At 44.1% G+C, this 20,650-nt stretch carries 12 protein-coding genes; 5 read left to right on the top strand and 7 right to left on the bottom strand.

The window, feature by feature from the left end; genetic code table 11:
- Positions 1 to 112: 112 nt before the first annotated feature.
- The 3 genes from E0F88_RS03110 to E0F88_RS03100 all read left to right on the top strand — a co-directional run bounded on the left by E0F88_RS03110 (position 113) and on the right by E0F88_RS03100 (position 7,478).
- A complete protein-coding gene (locus E0F88_RS03110) occupies positions 113 to 2,515 on the top strand; it encodes an ABC transporter permease (protein ID WP_131956548.1) in 2,403 nt (800 codons plus the stop codon).
- Positions 2,516 to 2,595: 80 nt separating this feature from the next.
- On the top strand, positions 2,596 to 4,980 hold the full coding sequence (locus E0F88_RS03105; protein ID WP_131956546.1) for an ABC transporter permease: 2,385 nt from the start codon (positions 2,596 to 2,598) through the stop codon (positions 4,978 to 4,980).
- Positions 4,981 to 5,087: 107 nt separating this feature from the next.
- On the top strand, positions 5,088 to 7,478 hold the full coding sequence (locus tag E0F88_RS03100; protein WP_131956544.1) for an ABC transporter permease: 2,391 nt from the start codon (positions 5,088 to 5,090) through the stop codon (positions 7,476 to 7,478).
- Positions 7,479 to 8,286: 808 nt separating this feature from the next.
- Here E0F88_RS03100 and E0F88_RS03095 read toward each other — a convergent pair.
- From E0F88_RS03095 to E0F88_RS03085, 3 genes are read right to left on the bottom strand one after another with little or no spacing between them, the layout of a single operon-like run.
- Complete coding sequence (locus E0F88_RS03095) at positions 8,287 to 9,045, bottom strand: hypothetical protein (RefSeq protein ID WP_131956542.1); 759 nt, start codon at positions 9,043 to 9,045, stop codon at positions 8,287 to 8,289.
- Positions 9,046 to 9,057: 12 nt separating this feature from the next.
- Positions 9,058 to 9,288, bottom strand: coding sequence for an RHS repeat domain-containing protein (locus E0F88_RS03090; RefSeq protein ID WP_131956540.1), 231 nt, complete (start codon positions 9,286 to 9,288; stop codon positions 9,058 to 9,060).
- Positions 9,251 to 9,763, bottom strand: coding sequence for a hypothetical protein (locus tag E0F88_RS03085; protein WP_131956538.1), 513 nt, complete (start codon positions 9,761 to 9,763; stop codon positions 9,251 to 9,253). Before E0F88_RS03085 ends, E0F88_RS03090 begins: the two co-directional genes overlap by 38 nt.
- Before the next feature lie 218 nt (positions 9,764 to 9,981).
- Here E0F88_RS03085 and istA point away from each other — a divergent pair, with 218 nt between their 5' ends.
- Positions 9,982 to 11,532: an IS21 family transposase gene (gene istA, locus E0F88_RS03080; protein ID WP_131956536.1), complete on the top strand. Its 1,551-nt coding sequence runs from the start codon at positions 9,982 to 9,984 to the stop codon at positions 11,530 to 11,532.
- A 20-nt stretch (positions 11,533 to 11,552) separates the two neighbouring features.
- Positions 11,553 to 12,302, top strand: a complete 750-nt coding sequence (gene istB, locus E0F88_RS03075; RefSeq protein ID WP_131956534.1) for an IS21-like element helper ATPase IstB — start codon at positions 11,553 to 11,555, stop codon at positions 12,300 to 12,302.
- A gap of 743 nt (positions 12,303 to 13,045) precedes the next feature.
- On the opposite strand, the gene E0F88_RS03070 is transcribed toward istB, so the two are convergent.
- The 4 genes from E0F88_RS03070 to E0F88_RS03055 form a co-directional block, all read right to left on the bottom strand.
- A complete protein-coding gene (locus E0F88_RS03070; RefSeq protein ID WP_131956532.1) occupies positions 13,046 to 13,969 on the bottom strand; it encodes an RHS repeat domain-containing protein in 924 nt (307 codons plus the stop codon).
- Positions 13,902 to 16,364 carry a DUF6443 domain-containing protein gene (locus E0F88_RS03065; RefSeq protein WP_131956530.1) on the bottom strand — a complete coding sequence of 821 codons (2,463 nt, stop codon included), beginning with the start codon at positions 16,362 to 16,364 and terminating at the stop codon, positions 13,902 to 13,904. Before E0F88_RS03065 ends, E0F88_RS03070 begins: the two co-directional genes overlap by 68 nt.
- Positions 16,365 to 16,427: 63 nt before the next feature.
- Positions 16,428 to 18,692 (bottom strand): T9SS type A sorting domain-containing protein, encoded by a 2,265-nt coding sequence (locus tag E0F88_RS03060; protein ID WP_131956528.1) that lies wholly within the window; start codon positions 18,690 to 18,692, stop codon positions 16,428 to 16,430.
- 27 nt (positions 18,693 to 18,719) lie between these two features.
- Positions 18,720 to 20,090 carry a hypothetical protein gene (locus tag E0F88_RS03055; protein WP_131956526.1) on the bottom strand — a complete coding sequence of 457 codons (1,371 nt, stop codon included), beginning with the start codon at positions 20,088 to 20,090 and terminating at the stop codon, positions 18,720 to 18,722.
- Positions 20,091 to 20,650 lie beyond the last annotated feature (560 nt).

Raw genomic sequence — 20,650 nt, 5'->3', positions numbered from 1 at the left:
TAAGGTAAGAGTTACAGTCGTACCAATTCGAAACAGATTTACTATTCGATTTTTTGTAAACATATCATTGTTGTTCCTAAATGCTAATCGCTATTAGCTAAAAGCTTAAAAAATGCTAAAAAACTATCTCAAAATCGCCTTTCGCAGTCTTTGGAAATACAAGACTAACTCATTCGTAAGTATCACCGGCCTTGCTATTGGCATCGGGTGTTTTTTACTGTTGGCAACCTATGTGCTTCATGAATTGAGGTATGACAGGTTCCAGGAAAATGGCGAGCGCATTGTTCGTGTGAACTTGTTTTATAAATCAGGAGACAGCGAACCGATAAATGTTGCTGTTACACCCACGGCCGTCGCGCCGTTATTCGTAAGGGAATTTAAGGAAGTTGAAAGCGCGGTGAGGTTGTATGCATACGGAATTGTCCCGGTTCAGTTTGGTGATAAGCTGTTTAATGAAAAGAATATCGTTTTCGCGGACTCCACGTTTTTTGGCATTTTCTCATTTCCTTTTATTGAAGGGGACAGAAAAACAGCTTTATCCCAGCCCAACTCTGTTGTTGTGGATGAAACGACTGCGAAGAAATATTTTGGCGATGAAAGTGCAGTAGGCAAATCGCTGAAAATCAACGACAAACTGACTATGCAGGTAACGGGCGTAGTAGCAGATGTTCCTTCTTATTCGCATATTAAGTTTAATTTTCTGTGCAGTTACAGCACTTTAAGTAAATCCAAAACAGAATCCTTTGATTCGGCGAATGATTACACTTACCTGTTGCTTCAGCCCAACGCGGACATCAAAACTTTACAGTCAAAAGTAGATGCGCTGGTTGACAAAAACATGAATGATCCGAAGGATCCGTCCTCAGAAGTTAAATTACAGCTGGAAGCTTTCAATCGTATTCATCTGTACTCGACGGTTTCCGGAGGGATGGAAGTTTCAGCTAATTACAAATATATTTATATTCTCTCCGGTGTAGCAGTACTAATTCTGGTAATTGCCTGTATCAACTTTGTAAATCTGGTTACGGCACGTTCTGCGGTGCGGGCGCGTGAGGTAGGCGTACGAAAAGTGATGGGTGCAAGGCGGGTGGAAGTATTTCGCCAGTATTTGTTTGAATCCGGAATTATTACGCTTGTGTCGATTCTCGTCGGTATTGTCATTGCTTTACTGGGTTTTTCCGGTTTAAGCAATCTGACTGGCACTTTATTGAACCTTCATGTTTGGCCTTCCTACTCGGTTGTGTTGCTTTTGCTGGGTTTAGCAGTCGTCGTAACCTTGTTATCCGGCGTATACCCTGCAACGGTGTTGTCGGGTTTTGAACCTGTGAAAGTCCTGAAAGGAAAAATATTATCAACTGCCGGCGGAAGCGGATTGAGGAGTTTTCTGGTTGTATTTCAATTCTCGATTTCGATTTTGTTTATCATCGGTACACTCATTGCAAATCAACAGCTCAGCTATATCCAGAATAAAAACCTGGGTTTAAATCCATCTCAGATAATTGTGATGGACCTTGGTTCGGGTATTTCGAGAACCAAACTGGCAGCCATGAAAAGCGAATTGCTGAACAATACGGCCGTTCAGTCCGTATCCGCTTCATACGATTCTCCGCTCAATGTGCAGGGGGGTTACACCATTAGCGCCGCGGACAAACCACAAGGTTTCCAAATGAATATCACCGCTATTCCGGTTGAAAAAGATTTTGTCCCAACACTTGGTATGAAACTCATCGCCGGTGAAAACTTTAATGAGAGCGATGTGCTCCGCGCGGTGAATGACTCTTTTGAACTCAGGAAATTTGCATTTATCCTGAACGAATCTGCAGTGAAAGCGCTGGGCTGGACTCCCGCAAAGGCGATTGGTAAAGAAGTCAGAATGAATGGCAGAACCGGACAGGTTAAAGCCGTCGCGCAGGATTTCCATTTTAGGTCCATGCATGAAAAAATCAGTCCGATTGCTATCATTCCTGAATATAATTATTTTGGCAAAGTGATGGTAAAAGTTAGAGGAGATGATGCTACCAAAGGCATTGATCTGGTGAGACAAAGCTGGAAGGCGAACTTCCCAATGCGTCCTTTTGAATATCACTTCCTGAATGAAGAGTTCGATGATATGTACCGTGCCGAAAGCAGGGTTTCTACAATCCTTACTGTGTTTTCTGTCATTACCATTCTGATCTCATGTCTTGGATTGTTCGCGCTTGTTGCCTTTATGTCAGAGCAGCGTACCAAAGAAATAGGTATCCGTAAAGTGCTGGGTGCATCGGTGGGTGGAATTGTATTATTGTTATCCAAAGATTTTGTAAAACCGATGCTGATCGCAATTGTGATTGCGTCACCCGTTGCCTGGTATTTTATGAATCAGTGGCTGGTAGATTTTGCCTACAGGATCGAAATAAATGCATGGGTTTTTGTGACAGCAGGAGCAATCACCATCGCAATAGCCTTGTTCACAGTAAGTTTTCAAAGTATCAAAGCAGCATTAATGAATCCGGTTGAATCACTTAACATGGAATAGGAACGAAGGAAGAAAGGGAGGAAAGAGCAAACTTCCTTTCTTTCCCTTCTTCCATCTGCCTTTTCTCCCAATTTAACATCATGCTTCAAAACTATCTGAAAATTGCGCTGCGTAATCTTGTGAAAAACAGGATGTACTCTTTTATTAACATTGCCGGACTGGCTACCGGGATGGCGGTGGCGGTTTTAATTGGTATGTGGATTTTTGATGAACTTTCTTTTAATAAATCGCACGCCAACTATGACCGCATTGCGCAAGTAATGCAGAACCAGACCTTTAACAATGTAAAAGGTACACAAACAGCGGTTCCGTATCTGCTGGGTGAAGAAATCCGCAACAAGTTTGGGAGTGATTTCAGACATGTGATTATGTCGTCCTGGATCAGTGAGCACATTCTGTCTGTCGGGGACAAAAAGTTAAGTAAAAAGGGGAATTTCTACGAGCCCGGAGTGACCGAAATGTTGTCAATGAAAATGCTTAAAGGTAACCGTGGCGGCTTAAAAGAGCTGAATTCGGTAATGCTTTCTGAAACCACAGCAAAAGATTATTTTGGAGAAACCGATCCGATAAATAAAGTGATGCGGCTTGATAACCGGTTTGATGTGCGCGTTACGGGGGTGTATGAGGATTTACCATATAACTCTGTTTTTAAAGATCTGAAATTCATTGCTCCCTGGCTGTTATACCTTAACGGTGAAGAATGGTCTGAGAAAAGAACAGATCCATGGCGGGCAAATATGTTCGAAGCTTATGTTCAGGTAGCCGATCATGCGGATATGGATCAAATTTCTGCTAAAATAAAAGACATAAAACTAAACAAGGTGAAACGTCCTGACGCCGAATTTAAACCTGAAATATTCCTTCATCCGATGAGCAAATGGCATCTTTATTCTGAGTTTAAAGATGGTAAAATAAGTGGTGGAGGAATCGGGTTTGTCTGGCTTTTCGGAATTGTTGGTACCTTCGTTTTGCTGCTGGCATGCATCAATTTTATGAATTTAAGCACCGCCCGCAGTGAAAAGCGTGCAAAGGAAGTAGGCGTGCGAAAAGCGATAGGCTCAGTTCGCAGTCAGTTGGTCATTCAGTTTTTTAGTGAATCTCTGATGGTAGCGTTCATGGCATTTGTGCTCTCCATCCTTTTGGTGCAGATAGCGTTGCCTTCTTTTAATGAAATGGCAGACAAAAAAATGATCATTCCATGGGCGAGTCCGCTGTTTTGGTTAACCGGAATTGTTTTCAGTTTGTTAACCGGAGTTGTATCGGGAAGCTATCCTGCTTTGTACCTTTCTTCTTTTCAGCCGGTTAAAATATTAAAGGGCAGTTTCCGGATTGGCAAATTTGCAGCTATTCCGCGAAAGGTTCTGGTGGTTGTTCAGTTTACTGTTTCTATCACATTAATTATCGGCACGATAGTCGTTTACCGTCAGGTTCAGTTTGCTAAAAACCGGCCTATTGGTTACGAAAGAGATGGTTTGATGACCGTTTCAATAAACACGCCTGATCTTCAGGGCCGTTATGGTGTAATCAGGAATGATCTGATGCAGACAGGCGTTGTTGCCGAAATGTCGCAGTCTTCCAATCCGCCAACCTACATCGCTGCGGTTAACAATGGATTTGAATGGGACGGGAAAGATCCCGCAACCCAGGGAAACTTTGCTGCCATGTCTGTTTCTCATGATTTTGGTAAAACCGTCGGCTGGAAATTTGTAGCAGGCCGTGATTTTTCAAGATCATTTTCAACGGATTCTTCAGCGGTTGTCATCAACGAAACAGCCATGAAATTTATGGGACTTAAAAATCCTGTTGGTTCGATAATCAAAGAAGACGGCGTTCCCCATAAAGTCGTCGGTGTGATTGAAGACATGGTGATGGGTTCCCCATATATGCCTTCCTTCCGAACCATTTTTGCACTGGATTATAAGTGGGCCGGCGTTTTTAATATTAAAATAAAACCTGAAACACCGGTGAATGAAGCATTGGGTAAAATTGAACAGGTTTTCAAAAGGTATAATCCCGCCGCTCCATTCGACTATAAGTTTGTTGATGAACAATATGCCAGCAAGTTTGCCGCAGAAGAGCGTATTGGAAAACTGGCTACTTTTTTTGCAGTTCTTGCGATTTTTATCAGCTGCCTGGGATTGTTCGGACTGGCTTCTTTCACAGCAGAACAGCGTACTAAGGAGATCGGAATCCGGAAAGTACTGGGCGCTTCAATCTTCAATTTGTGGCGTTTACTGTCGCGCGATTTTGTGTTTCTGGTTGTTTTATCCTGTCTGATTTCCGCTCCCATTGCCTGGTACTACCTGGATGGCTGGCTGTTAAAATACGAGTACAGGACTCAAATTTCATGGTGGATTTTTGCAGTGACTGCAATAGGTGCGCTTATCATTACTTTGTTAACCGTAAGTTTTCAATCAGTAAAAGCTGCCCTGATGGATCCGGTAAAATCTTTGAAAAGCGAGTAGCCGTTGGCTGTAAACCTCAGAAAAGCCTTTATTACAAAAAAATCATAGGATTAATTAATGTCCGTTATCCATCTATTAGCTTACAGTTAATCGTTAACAGCCCGAAAATGCTAAAGAACTATCTAAAGATCGCCTTAAGAAACCTGGCTAAACACAAGGTTTATTCTTTTATCAACATTGCCGGCCTGGCAACGGGTATGGCGGTTGCGATGCTTATTGGTTTGTGGCTGTATGACGAACTTTCCTACAATCGCTATCATGAAAATTATGACCGCATCGCGCAGGTTATGCAGCATCAGACTTTCAATGGAAATACAGGAACGCAGAATGCCAATCCGTACGTGATGGCGGAAGAGATACGGAATAGTTATGGAGAGAATTTTAAATATGCGCTGCAATCTACCTGGACGGGCAGTCACGTGCTCACATCTGGTGATAAGAAGTTTACTAAAATGGGAAATTACTTCGAACCTCAGGTGACAGAAATGCTTTCTTTGAAAATGTTAAAAGGTGACCGCGCCGGTTTAAAAGAACCTAATTCTATTCTACTTTCCGAATCTGTTGCGAAAACCTTCTTTGGCGAAGCCGATCCAGTTGGTAAAATCATGCAGATCGACAACAAACAGAATGTAAGAGTAACCGGGGTCTACGAGGATCTGCCACACAATTCTGATTTTCGTGAGCTGACATTTATTGCTCCCTGGCAGCTTTTTGTTAATGACTCTCAATGGCTGAAGGAGTTGGATACACCCTGGGGCGCCAATTTTACACAGACTTTCGTTCAGATCGCGGATCAGGCTGATATGGATCAGGTTTCAGCGAAAATCAAAGATCTGAAAATAAACAAAGTGCCCCAGGAAGACAGGAAATACAAACCGGAAGTTTTCCTTCATCCGATGCGTAAATGGCACTTATATTCGGAGTGGAAAAACGGTGTGATTTCCGGAGGCAGAATTCAGTTTGTGTGGCTTTTTGGCATTATCGGTGGATTTGTACTGCTGCTGGCCTGTATCAATTTTATGAATCTTAGTACGGCCCGCTCCGAGAAACGTGCGAAGGAAGTGGGTATACGGAAAGCAGTGGGTTCGCTGCGTAAACAGTTGGTTTTACAGTTTTTTAGCGAGTCGCTGCTTGTTGTATTTTTTGCCTTTGTCCTTGCAATTTTACTGGTACATCTTATTTTGCCATTTTTCAATGAAGTGGCGGGTAAGGAGATGACCATTTTATGGACCAGTCCTTTGTTTTGGCTTTTCGGAATTGGTTTTTGTTTGTTGACGGGAATAGTGGCGGGAAGTTATCCGGCACTTTATCTCTCATCTTTCCAGCCCGTGAAGGTTTTGAAAGGAACATTCCGGGTTGGCCGGTACGCAGCTATTCCCCGCAAGGTACTGGTTGTATTGCAATTTACCGTTTCGGTTACGTTGATTATCGGTACGATTATCGTTTTTCGTCAGATTCAGTTTGCTAAAAACCGGCCGATCGGGTATGACAGAAACGGACTTGTGGCGATGTACATGTCGACTCCGGAAATCCATAATCATTTTGACATAGTCCGCGATGAATTAAAAAAAATGGGTGCGGTGATGGAAATTGCCGAATCGGGCAGCCCGACTACTGAGATATGGAATACCAACGGCGGATTCGAGTGGGAAGGGAAGGATCCGGCCCAGGCCGTAGATTTTCCAAACAATGAAATAACCGAGGGATATGGAAAAACGGTTGGCTGGCAATTTCTAGTGGGCCGGGACTTTTCCAGAGACTTTGCTTCTGATTCAGCCGCCTTTGTAATTAATGAAGCTGCTGGAAAATTTTTGGGTTTGAAGAATTCCGTTGCGGTCGGTTTTACGCTGCACTGGAATGGTAAGCCGTTTAAAATCATTGGCGTAATAAAAGACATGGTGGTGCAATCGCCGTATGAACCCGTAAGGGCGTCTATTTTTCATCTTTCGGGAGATATGAAAGGAGTAGTGCTCATGAAATTGAATCCCGCACGCAGCGCTCACGAATCACTGGCCAAAATTGAAACCATCTTCAAAAAATTTGATCCGGCAACGCCTTTTTCTTATGAGTTTGTGGATGACGCATATGCCAAGAAATTTGGTGATGAAGAACGTATCGGTAAGTTGGCAACCTTTTTTGCAGTTTTGGCTGTTTTTATCAGTTGTTTGGGGCTTTTTGGTTTGGCATCTTTCGTAGCGGAACAACGGACAAAAGAAATTGGTATCAGAAAGGTTCTGGGCGCTTCTGTTTTCAACCTTTGGCGGTTGCTATCTAATGATTTCGTGCTCTTGGTTATTATTTCCTGTCTCATTTCGGCCCCGATTGCCTGGTATTTATTGGATGGATGGCTGATGAAATATGAATACCGGACAGAAATTTCGTGGTGGATTTTCGTCTTGTCGGCAGCAGGTGCATTGGTTATCACTTTGCTGACTGTAAGCTTTCAGTCCATAAAAGCTGCATTGATGGATCCTGTGAGGTCTTTGAAGACGGAGTAGGGGGCTAAGGGAAAAGGGAGAAAGGATTAGGTTTAGTATGACGCCTGATTTTCTAACAAGTAGGCAGGGTTGTAGTTCATTGCTTTGAATAATCTGCCCACATATTTGTGCTTTATTCCGGAAGCATCGTAATCATATTGAAATGTTCTAGTGTCAAGCGTTACCGTCTTCGGTAAATTTAGAAAATTATAGGTTAAAACTGCACCCCTGTTTCCATCGGATGTCATATTCCCATTGGCATTATAAAAAAAGCCACTTGTCGCCAAGTTTCCCAAGCTGAACAAAAAACATATCCTCTATGCGCTCGATGCCATGATCAATAATGTAAAACTTAAAGCTGTTCAAAAGCAAAAGGCCCCGGGTCACCAGGGCGTTTTCATTTTATATTACAGCTATTTTCCTACTTTTCGCTTCCAAAGATATAATAACACTATTGCAACAAACAGAATAATGACGTTTCTCAAAAACGCCATTTCTGTATCTTTTGGAATATTATGCCCACTGCCGTAAGCCAAAAACCAAATGAATAGTTGTCCTACTAGCAGTAAAATTGCCAACCCAAATAAGATTGTTGATAGTAGTTTCATTCTCTGATTTGTACGCACATTAGCTAATTTTAGCCCGCTTCCCGCCTACACATAAAAGAATTAAAACTATAACCAAAATTATGGCTGATAGAATAACAGAGGAATTCGTATCTTCAGGAACGTTGTGTCCGCTCGCATGAATGGCAAACCAGAAGAGAACGTCTAAAATTAACAAAAGGGATACAATCCATTTTAAAACTATTGTAAGTGATTTCATCATTCTAATCCGTTTTGATATTCCCTTGAAAACCTTGTTTTACCAGTAACTGCAAAACCTGTTGAAGTTGCCCCCCGGACATGCCAGTAACATTTAATCTATCTCCATCTTTTAAGTTGGCTTTCTTCCCTTGCAATAAATCTGTAACAATGAGAGCAGATTTCGTAAGATTTGATGCTTGGCGTGTAGAGCCAAACATGTCTGTAAATAAAGTCTGCTTTACTGATGAAAAATTAAATCCTAAATGATCACTGGTTTTCTTCCCTTTATGACCCATTGCGTCTTGTAACGCATGTAGGCCTTGCCCGAGTTTACCCAAGTCTTTTCCGCTATCGGAGTCAAATATATTATCCCAGCCAAATTTTAAGCCTCTATTCATAGCATCTTTTTCTGTCATACCAGCATCAGCTTCTGCATCGCTCATCATAGAGTGCCAATTGCTGTTCGATTCTTCCTGTGAGTTTGCAGTTTTATCATAAGCAATACCTTGACTCATTCTGTATGCAAGAGGGTTTCTTGAAGGGCTCACCCCATGTCCCATATTATCCAGTAGCATCGGACCTGCATTTGGATGATCAGCATAAGTGCTAGAATAATGGGCAATTAAGTCTGCCCTTTCTCGAGAATAGCCTAAGCCAATCAGTGTTTTGTAGGTGATGTCATAATGCACAGAAACGGCATACCTGCCATCCCTATCAACCATACTAATCGGATTGTCGTTGGCGTAAGCATATGGGCTAAAACTCAAAGTTTTCTCCGGCATTGGATCTACCGTTTACCATCTCCCAATCTCTGACATGTACATCCTGGCACCATAATCCAGCCAACCGGTTTCAGGCTGCTTTTCTTTTCCATTGAATAAGTAACGGTTAACCGCATTCCTCGCCGCAGGAGTCTGAACCGGCATATTTCTGTCGATCTCCAACCCAAAAGCAAAATAATCACTTTTCTGAATAATCTGCCCACTTTCATCCCAAACCAGTGGAACGCCACCCCGGCCGTACATTTCCCAGATGATCTTTGAGGAAATAATCAAACCTTAAAGTATCGCCTGATGGAACCAGTTGCCCTTCGCTGGTAGAAACCCTCACTAAATTATTAACCGATCCCACCTGTCTATACTCAAACCTGCCCGCATACTTGATATTTACCGTATCGCCTGCATATTTGTGCTTGTTTCCACCAGAATCGTAATCATATTGAAAATTCTTTCCCCCAACTGCTATGGTCTTAGGCAAATTTAAGTAATTATAACTAAGCGTTGCTCCCCGGTTACCGTCACTCGTCATATTTCCATTCGCATCATAGCCGTAGCCACTGCCCCCACTTTTTACCCCGGTATTATTTCCGGAACCATCGTTGACTGAGGTTAGCCGGTTGCCGGTGTAGGAATAACTCAAATTATCCACCGCAGCGCCGGCCCGGGTGAGCGTTTTGATATTCCCATTTTTATCGTAGGTAATCCCGCTCTGTATCCGCATAGCAACTAATACCGGTAGAAGTTTTCAGTCTGCGAGTGGAAAATTCGGTGTAACTGACCACCTCAATTCGGTTTAAGCTGACCACCTGTTCCGGGCGAAATTGACCACCCGAATTCGGAGTAAATTGACCACCTGAATTCGGAGCAAACTGACCACCCGGAGAGCAAAAAATGCTGTGGAATCAACCTTACTTTTGACACGAACCAATCGTGTGAAGTATGGCTAATTCGACAATCAGCATGAGTAAGATAAGACAGATTTTAAGAATGTACAGTCAGGGTCGCAGCAAACTTTCAATTGCTGAGCAGACCGGTGTTTCGCGTAATACAGCCAAGAAGTATATGGCGACTTATGATGCGAGCGGGCTTACCTTCGAACAGATCAACAGCCTCAATGATAAAGAACTGGACGACTTTTTTGGCACGGTTAAAGAACCTCCATCACAGGACCGCTTACTGACTTTACAGCGTTGTTTCCCCCATATTGACAAGGAGCTAAAACGAACCGGCGTAAACCGACGCATGCTTTGGGAAGCTTATAAAAAGGAATTTCCCGACGGTTTTGCCTATACCCAGTTCTGTTTCCATTTAACCCAATGGAAAGCCAGGGTAAATCCTGTGATGCATCAGGATCACAAGGCTGGCGATAAACTATATGTCGATTTTGCTGGCGTCAAGCTGAGTCTAACGGATAAAGAGACTGGCGAAGTGACTGACGTTGAAGTGTTTGTTGCTATTCTTGGTGCTAGTCAGCTTACTTATGTAGAAGCTGTTATGAGCCAGCAGAAGGAGGATTTTATAGCTGCCTGTGAGAATACACTTCATTATATTGGTGGTGTTCCGGCTGCCATTGTTCCGGATAATCTAAAGGCAGCAGTTACCAAAAGTCACCGTTACGAGCCCACCCTGAATGAAGCGTTTGCTGATTTTGCTGATCATTATGGCACTACTATTTTGCCTGCACGTGCTTACCGTCCGCGTGACAAAGCCTTGGTTGAAGGAGCGGTTAAAATCGTTTACAGCCGCATTTATGCTCCTTTGAGAAAACAGGTATACAGCTCACTGACTGAGTTAAATTCTGCAATCCTTCAAGCTCTTGAGGTACATAACAGTCAGCTCCTGCGAGGACGTAATTACAGCCGCCGGCTTCAGTTTGAAGAGATCGAGCGCTCTGCGCTGGCTCCGCTTCCGCTATTGCGGTATGAGTTTAAAAAGCACGCCCATGTAACGGTAATGAAGAACGGTCATGTTTGTCTGGGGGCAGATAAGCATTATTATAGTGTTCCGTACCGCTTTATTGGTAAAAAAATCAAGCTTTTATACTCCACTTCTCTTGTTGAGATGTACTATCACTACGAGCGCATAGCCCTACACAAGCGTGTCAAAAGTCCCTACAGCTATTCCACAGATAAAGAACATCTGGCCAGCACGCACCGCTTCGTGACGGACTGGACGCCTGAACGTTTTTTGGAGTGGGCCGCATCAATCCACGACGATGTCAGATTATATATTCTTAAAATCCTGGACCGCAAACAGCATCCTGAACAAGCCTACCGCTCCTGTATCGGTATTTTATCTTTTGCAAAAAAGGCTGGTGAGCAAAGGTTGATCAGCGCCTGTCAGAGGGCCTTAAGTTATGGGATATATAACTACAAGACTATCCAGACCATCCTCGAAAAGAACATGGACCAATACGAAGACAGCCTTTTTGCAGATGAATTGCAAATGCCAAAACATGATAATATCAGAGGTGAAGATTACTATCAATAATCCTTTAAACAATCTATACAATGAATAGCAGCACATTAGAAAAGTTACGCAAGCTTAAGTTCTTTGGCATGTTCCATGCCTTTAAAAGCAGCCTGGAAACTGGACAGACCAACAATTATACACCAGATGAGCTTTTGGCTCATCTGGTTGACGCTGAATGGGATGATCGAAACAACCGTCGTGTGGAACGGCAGATTCTGTCTGCACGCTTCCGCTATAAGGCCATGGTTGAAAATGTACATTACCACGCTGACCGGAGTATCGACCGGAATCAGGTTATGCGCCTGGCAGAGTGTACTTTTATCGAGCGCAACGAGAATCTGCTAATCACTGGAAGCACAGGGATCGGCAAAAGTTATGTAGCGTCTGCGATTGGCCATCAGGCATGTATCCTGGGCTACCGCGTATTTTACGCAAGTACTCCCAAACTTTTTGCCAAGCTCAAAATGGCTAAGGCTGACGGATCTTATATCAAAGAAATTGCTAAAATCGAGCGGCAGCAGCTACTGATTCTTGACGACTTCGGCATCCAGCCCTTCGACGCTCAAAGCAGGGCAGCGCTGATGGAAATCATTGAAGACAGGCATGGCAAGACATCGCTTATCATTACTTCTCAATTACCCGTAAGCAAATGGCATGAAGTAATAGGAGAAAAAACAATTGCGGATGCAATTTTAGATCGCATTGTTCATGATGCACACCGCATCGAATTGAAAGGGGAATCTATGAGAAGAAAGCGAAAACCGGAGCCTGAAAACGACTACCTGTAGTTATACTTTTTATTTACTAATTTTGACAACGCTTCTACAGCATTTTTTGCTACCGGCCGCCAGCTAATTTGGTGGTCAATTTGCCACGGAATCAGGTGGTCAACTTCTCCGAAATATCCATGCGAGCTCCATCATAGGTAAAATTTGAACCTTTTGGTTAGTAAAGTAGGTTTCTAAAAAATGCCCGATGCTGACAGAAAGTAGGTTTTTATAGCCATTGACGCACTGATACGTGATTTTAATGCCAAAAGGCAATATGCTGTATAACAAAACAGGCTCCGGTTCCGGAGCCTGTTTTGTTAGTTTAGGGGATACAAATTACTTGTCGGTCTCATTTGACAATAACTCCCTTTCCATTTCAGCTGCATTTTCTTTTGCATAGTCCGTTAAAAACATTTTCGAAGAAGCTTGACCAAATAAGTAGGATCGATTGTTTTTAAAAACTATAACATAGAAGTTCAAATAACTCCTCAATGGCCTAATTTGAACGAAATCACTTTTTACGAAGCGAGTGCTCCCGAAAAAGTTTTGCACAACAATTTCCTCAGAAGTATACTTGATGTTGGAAAACCGGGACGAAATGTACGCTAATAATAAAAACATTACACCCAAATATATCATTACTAACGAGCTATCATCCTCTATAAAGTAAGAGGATATCAAAAATATCGCCGCAAAGCATACAATTGAAATAATTAACCTCATTTGCAAAACGGAACCTTTAGTACTTATATACCTGTATTTCATGGTTTCTTTTCTTCAACTGGTACTCTAAATTTAAAACCAAATTCTGCATTATTATCGGTTACCACTCCAGCACCTCCCTTATAACCAGCACTAACTCCAATTTGAACGGAAGATTGCCCTGTCAATTTATCGGTTTCAAATTTACCAAATATTGCAAAGGGAGGCGCGATGGTGGCAGCAACTTGAACCTCTGTTGTTCCTTCCCCAGATACTCTACCACTAGAATTGACTTGATATTCAGTCTTGGCACCCCCTCCGTATACCAGTGCAGTTCCTTCAACACCATGAGAAATTGTCATGGTTTTTTGACCTTTCGCATCAGGTTTAGATATGTAATCAACATCGACTTTTCCTTTTTTGTTATCCTTTGAATCGTATGAAGCTTCAACTTTCAACAACCTTGCAGATGCTGCATTCATATCTCCCGATGTTGCTTTCCCAATTCCCAGAGCTACTCTATACCCGCCAGTAACTTCGGCACTCCCCTTAGCATACATACTTGCATTTTGAGTCAGATAATTTTTTGCACCATTCCACAACTTCTTAAAGTCATCACAAATAGGGCAATCCCCGTTGGGATCAGAATATCTAATGGGATTATTCCAGCCATACTGATAAACGCTTAATTTCTCCTGACTTTTTGTGACAGGGTCAACTTGAATGAACCTTCCGGTTGCTGGATCGTAAAACCGCCTTTTGAGATCCATGTAACCCGTTTCCGGCTGACTCTCACGGCCTAAGAACGTGTAACGATTGATTCCATTCCTAACAGCCGGTGTTTGAACGGGGTTATTCCGATCAATCTCCAACCCAAAAGCAAAATAATCACTTTTCTTAATAATCTGCCCACTTTCATCCCAAACCAGTGGAACGCCACCCCGGCCGTACGTTTCCCAGATGATCTTTGAGGAAATAATCAAACCTTAAAGTATCGCCTGATGGAACCAGTTGCCCTTCGCTGGTAGAAACCCTCACTAAATTATTAACCGATCCCACTTGTCTATACTCAAACCTGCCCGCATATTTTACGGTCAGCGTATCGGCCATGTATTTAAGCTTGTTTCCACCCGCATCGTAGTCATAAGTTAGTGTTTTTCCTCCGACAATTACAGTTTTTGGAAGGTTTAGGTAATTATAAGTGAGTGTTGCGTTTCGGTTTCCATCGGAAGTCATATTCCCGTTGGCATCATACAAGTATGAACTAGTGCCTATCTTTACACCACTGTTACTGGCGGAAGCGTCTGTAATAGATCCAAGTCGGTTGTCGATGGTACCGTAATTATATGTCAGATTATCCACCGCCGCGCCGGCCCGACTGAGCGTTTTTATATTCCCATTTTTATCGTAGGTAATCCCACTTTCTGTGTCAACGTATGTATAAGTTGCGCCAGCTGGTTTGACGGCTGAAAGTAACCGGTTTGCTTTGTCGTAGGTAAATGATAGCCCACCTGAAAAAGCAGCTTCATCTTTACCGAGCCACTCCATTTTACTGATATTGCCATTAGAGTACTGGGGCCCATAGAGCACGTTGTTATAGGAAAGGCTGAAAGCATAAAACGGTAGATCAGTTCCTTGGGTTACTTGATATGCGGTCTTCGCATCGGTAAGCCATCCCAGGATATTGTTGGTGTAATTGGTGCGGCGGCGGAACCTGGAAGGGTTTGCGGTGTAGCCGTGAAACCATTTTGATTGCAGCTGCCCGAGCGTATTGTAGCGCTGGGCAAGCGTGTAGGCTGTTTTTGTCTTTGCACCGGCAGTCACTGTTTCGGCTACGCTCAAAAGCCTGTCTGCATGATCGTAGGTATTTACAGCAACGTGTGCGTGTGTGATACCGCCTACCAGCTGAACGGTTGTTTGCTCTGCCACGACCGCTGCCAGATCGTATTTGTACAGTGTTGAAACCCGCTCGTCGGCACCCGCCCCCAGGTCATATAATTCCCTGACAGTCTGGATAGGCCGGTATTCGCCGTCATAGTAGGTTACGTTTGTGATCCAGCCGCCAGCCGTCCCGTTTCCAGGAAGCATTCTGGCACGGCCTCCGGTGATCAGGGATTTTACCGAGGTATTTTCCGAGGCCGGATAACCTGCCATACTGCTATACCCGAAACCTGGCGGTTTTGAGAAAGCGTAATCATCATAAAAAGTGATGGTCAACAGATTGGCTTCTGTTGCGGTGGTCGGTGCGGTCAGGTTTAATGAGTAACCTGCAACCGCTGCATTATCACGGTTTTCGTGGTGCGTTGTTCCTGTATCAACCGAACCTGCCAATGCAGCTCTTGTGGCACTCGATGTAATTTCTCCCGTTACAACCGGCCGGTTGAGCTCATCGTATTTGATGAAGGCCCAAACACCCCTGGCAAGCTGATTGGCATCCCTGGAATAAACGGGTCTGTCGTACCTATCGTAAACGATTTCTGTTGTACCTGCTCCGGGAACTTGCTTTCGAACCATTCTTGCCTGGTCATCATAATCGTATAAAAAGGCAGAATTTGCCAAAGAACCGTCGTCCTGAAAATTGGGCTGTAATACACCACGAAGCAGTCCCAGATCGTCGTATATATAATAGGTAGATAATACCACAGCCGGGGTGGCGCCTACTGCATCAGCCGCAAGTACACGCTTGCAGACCAGCTGTCCGAGCATGTCGGTATATTCCCTTGTTTCAAAATCCTGTTCGTCTTTAAAAACGGTGGATTTTAGTGTTCCGGCTGCATAATCGCCAGGCGTGGTAATGAGATTGGTTACAGGATCATAATCATATCGTTTTACTTCGCCTGCGGCGTTTACCTTGTACATATTGGAAGCAGAACGGCTTCTTCCTCCGGGAGTTTGATTCGAAATGACACGGCTCAGCGGACCCGGCTCAAAAACGGTTTCATGAAACGGCCTTTCCAGATCCTGGTAGGTTACGTTGGTTTGCTGTAAGCCAGCCGGGTTATCTTTATAAAATTTAAAAACATTGGGATTGGTAGGAGAATTAACCAGTGCATCGCTTTGGTATTTCCCGCTACCAGCTGCAATGAAAGGTAAATATTGTCTTGGTTGCCTTCCTGCTGCGTCATATGCCCTGGGTATAATGATGTCTGTTCCCGCAGGGCTTTGTCCTACGGTTACTTCTTGCAATGGACGGCCTAATCCATCTATATATTGCACCTGTGTAACAACCTTACTTACGTCGTTTACATTAGCGCCGGCCTGTTTATAGGTTCGTGATATAATGTAGTTCCGGGTCTGGGTCTGCTGACCGGAGGCGGACAGCCAAAAAGCCAGCAGAAACGGTAAAAGGGGAAGAATATATTTTTTGATCTGTTTCATATCGGTTCGTCGTACGATTTGATGTTTTAAACCGACCGCCAAGAACTGACGGCCGAAAGCCGCTTACTGTTTTACTACCCGGTGCGTGCTCAGACTTCCGTCTGTATACGTGATTTGAACCATATACAAGCCGGGTGCGAGTCTGGTCGTGTTGATCTCCCTGGTGGGATTTGACTGATGAACCATTCTGCCGGACGTGTCAAAAATTTTGATGGTGGCTATCTTGTCCAGATCATCGGTAAGCAGCGTCAGCTTTTCGCCGATCGTAACCGGATTGGGGTACAGCGCTACTTTTTCGGAGCTATTAAATGTGACGCTCCGGATCCGGCTGAATGCGAATGTTCCGTCCTTATCGATCATCTTTAAGCGGTAGAGATTTTCGCCTTCACGGTTCGGCGCATTATCAGAGAACTCATAATTTTGATTGTCACTGCTTTGTCCCTTTGCCGCTACGGCACCGAGAGTATTCCATTTTTTACCATCCACGCTACGTTCAATATCGAACCTCTCACTGTTGGTTTCGATGGTAGTCGACCACGATAACTGAACGAATTTTTCAACCTTGGTAGCCTCAAATTCTACAAGGGTAACAGGAAGTGCGCCTGGAATTCCAATTAAGACCAAACCAGAGGGCGCAATGCTTCCCGTGGGGGCAAGCGCTGTGCATGGCGTCAGCTGACCGGCGTAGTTGTAGCAGTATGAAGCCCGGGCATTGCCATTAGGATTTTTAACGGTAATGAGCCTGCCAAACTCATCATAATCATAGTTGATTGTTTTGGAATTGGGGTCTGTGATGGCCTGCACACCTATCAAAGGCGTGTAGTTGTAGGACGTGGCCTGTGATCGGGAAGCGCCATCAGCCAATGTCCGTTGTTTTAACAGATCGGTCTTCCCGGCATCACTGGTCTGATAGTAATCCAGCTTGGTCGTCAGGCCGTTCTTTTCTTTGTAAGTCAACAGATTGCCCCTTGGATCATAGGTCAAAAATTCAATGTCCGTGTTGGTAGCTCCGCTGGCTCCCAGCTTGCTTTCAACTTTTGAAGGCAGATAAGGGGCCGTGGAATTGAATGTCACGGTTTGCAATTTGATTGCAGACGGTGCGGCTTCTGTTCCGGTATATTGGAATACTTCAAATGGGGTAGCTATGATATTGGCCAGTGTCATGGCAGGACCTGGTGCTGCTACCAGATTAGGTGGGTACTTGTACCAGGTCTTTAATGTGCGGCCCCGGCTATCGGTCTGTCCGCTGATATAAAGCTGACCGTTTGGCCAATAGCTTTTACTGGCAGTTTCAGCAACAAACGAAGCGACATTGTCCTGATCGTAAGTGTATTTTGCTTCCTGGGAGGGAAAGAATTTCCGGACATCGATAACATACCCCGTTGCTTCGAAAACACTATTAAACGTGTTGCACAAATAAGCTGTACTCGCCTTTACGGCCCGGGCATTATCAGTTGCGGTGCCGACAAGGGTGTAAGAAATCTCTGACTTTGACGCCAGCTTACCATTTTGAAAGTACCGTTCCTGGACCAGTGTCTTTCCTCTTTGGAAGGCTGTGCTGTTATAGGGTTGATAGGGTGTACTGCTGGGTTGTATAAATCCCGAAGGCGCATTGTCGCGGTAGCCATTGTCAAAATTTGAAAACTTATGTATTGTCCATCCTTCCGTAGAAGTGCGTTCCACGACCTGAGAGTATCCCAGATGTGACCCCATGGAATTCTCGGAAGCAGGCAGTACCGATTGCGTTGAGAAAATTTCTTCTTCTACGTTAATGCCCGCGTTATCTGGCAGCGGCATGTAATCCGGCCAGTAATACTTTGCCCTTCCGCCAAGAATACCACTCGACAGTACCGCTGTCGAGGTATCAGGACTGGCGGGATTAAAATTGGATAAGTAATAATACTTTTTTGAAACGACCGGGCCTGTTACGTTATCGTAGCTGTGAATTTCTTTGATCCTGAGCCCGCCTGCGCGCTGATTGATGGCATGGCTGTCCTCTCCATCCCATCTTTTCAACATGACCTCTTTGGCGAATGTATGGGGCTCGAATATGAACCTGGTCACCCCGCCGGTCGGGTATTGGATTGAGGCTATTGATCCTATTTTCTGGTGCCGTACGTCGGTGGCCGGGCTTCTGTATGTTGTCCCATAGGTCCCCACTGAATTGAAGTCAGTAGCAGTATTGATCAAAAGCCCGTTGTTAAATCCCCAGTGATTCGTGTGCGATTTACTGTAACCCGGAAGTGTAAAGGAGCCATCAGTAAAATAGGTGAAAGTATAAGGAGGGATCACCTTAGTGCCCGACTTTTCCTGAACGGATTGCAGCATAAGCCTGGAAGTGACAACATCGAGGTACTAAAGTTCAAATTCCCGGATAGTCGTTCCGTTACCATTCTGGATTTCGATGTTGTTCAGTTTTCGCCATTTTAGTTTTGCCAGGAGTGTTGCCAGGGTGGTATTGTAGTCACAGGTTCCCGGGGCGCTATTCACATGATAAAAGCAGTCATACAGGAAGGTCAGAAAATCTACTTTGCTCTGACCATTGTTAATCATATAGTTTACATACGGATCAAAAATGTCCTGGTTATATGGGAGTTCATTACTTACACTCGACGTAAATTTGACTTTGAAATTAGTGCCCGAAATTTCTTTGAGATAAATTGGTGAGATAAGCTTTCCGTTGTAAGGGCCTTTTTGGCTCATCAATGAAGACCAGTTTGAGCAGGAGAACCACGAACCCCCGTTAACACGTGCTGATTTATTGTAGATAGAAAAGTACATTTGGGCCACGAAGTCGCCACGCTCATAATTAAAATTCAGGACTTGTCCTGTTTGTCGGGTAATTGATTTGAGATACCAGGCATTGCAAATCCAGGTGTCTTTCCCCTGATCAAAAAAATCCATGCTATACTCGACGTTGGCATTCGAGCCCCCGAACTCGTATTGTGTACCCACGTCATCGGTAAGCCGAAAACCTGCGAGATGGGGCATGTAGTTTCCCAAAGTATACCACATGTTACCGGTCCAGTGCGGTGGAAAGAAGGGCGTGTCGATCAGGATGTTGGTAATGTATTCTACCTTTACGGGCTCGTCGCACTGGATTTTCCACAAACCATCCTGGCCCATATAAAACTTTCCCGAAAGCCCGGGAGCTGTAAAACTGTATTCATCCGGCTCTGTGTCCAATGCGTTCGAATTGTTTGCCAAAGCTTTCAGTTTAGCTGGAGAAACCCAATCAGCGGCACCGTAGTTAAGCAAATTACGTACATTGGGTCTGATATAACCTTCCTGCACCATCGAGATCCCTTCCGGTCCTTCGTCCGGGGCGTCTCTGATCGTCCTCACAATCGCAAAGTTCGTCGACAAATTGAAGTTGAGGCCTACCCAGCCAGGGTGTACATCGGGGCGGACTCCTGAGGCATCATAATTGAGAGATATTGGAATATTCACAGGGCCGTCGGAAACAGCATGCAAATTGATATTGATTTCCGGTTTCCCGGTGTAGAGTGAAACAGGTATTTCACCATAGGAACCTAGCCCGGCGGCATTAGGGCTTTGAATCGTTTGCGGCGCTTTTGGAACGTGTTCCTGGGCAAGAAGACTTCCAACAGCATCTGCAAGTTTGGCAGAATCCTCAGGATTTGGTTTAGGTTTTACATCCTGGGCGATACTGTGGCAAATGCCAAAAATCAGGGCGACAAAGAAAACAGGCAGGCTTTTTCTCATAATTAATGGTTTTGTGGTGTACGGGTGGTAATGAAAAGATTGAAAAAGTGATGAGCCCAGGCATTGAAAGCAATGCATAAGGCGCACGAATTTTGTTCAACGGCCAGGATGGCGTCGAGAGAAGTTTTTCACAAATTGCGTTGAGAGGTCGGTATGCCGTTATAATATTGACTTACCGGGTATGCTTATGCTGTCTTGTTTAATGACAGGAATTTGAAGTTTTCAATTCAGAGTGTTTTTATTTGCCTAGATGATGACGTAACGGTTTACAACTAGTTCTCAAACCTATACTTTTTCTTCTTAACGGCTTGTAGAATAGTGAAAAAAACTTATTAAACGGTAAAACGCAAAAGCGCAGGCGGATCTTAGTGCTCGTACCAGAGGGAGCGGGCACGCGGTCGAAGTCCACAATACAAAGCGAAGAGAACGCTCACGCCTACACGCAGGTACGTCAATTTGCTGCGTCCACCACTGAACAGATGTGTTCGTTTATGAACACTTTATCAAGATTTTTAAGATGTAAAAATCTGATAATTAGTTCTTTGTAAATGTGGCATACA

Source organism: Dyadobacter psychrotolerans (assembly GCF_004349265.1).
In the GTDB taxonomy this organism is placed as follows: domain Bacteria; phylum Bacteroidota; class Bacteroidia; order Cytophagales; family Spirosomataceae; genus Dyadobacter; species Dyadobacter psychrotolerans.
The sequence above is the reverse complement of the archived record's forward strand: the minus strand, read 5'-3'. Positions and strand labels throughout refer to the sequence as shown.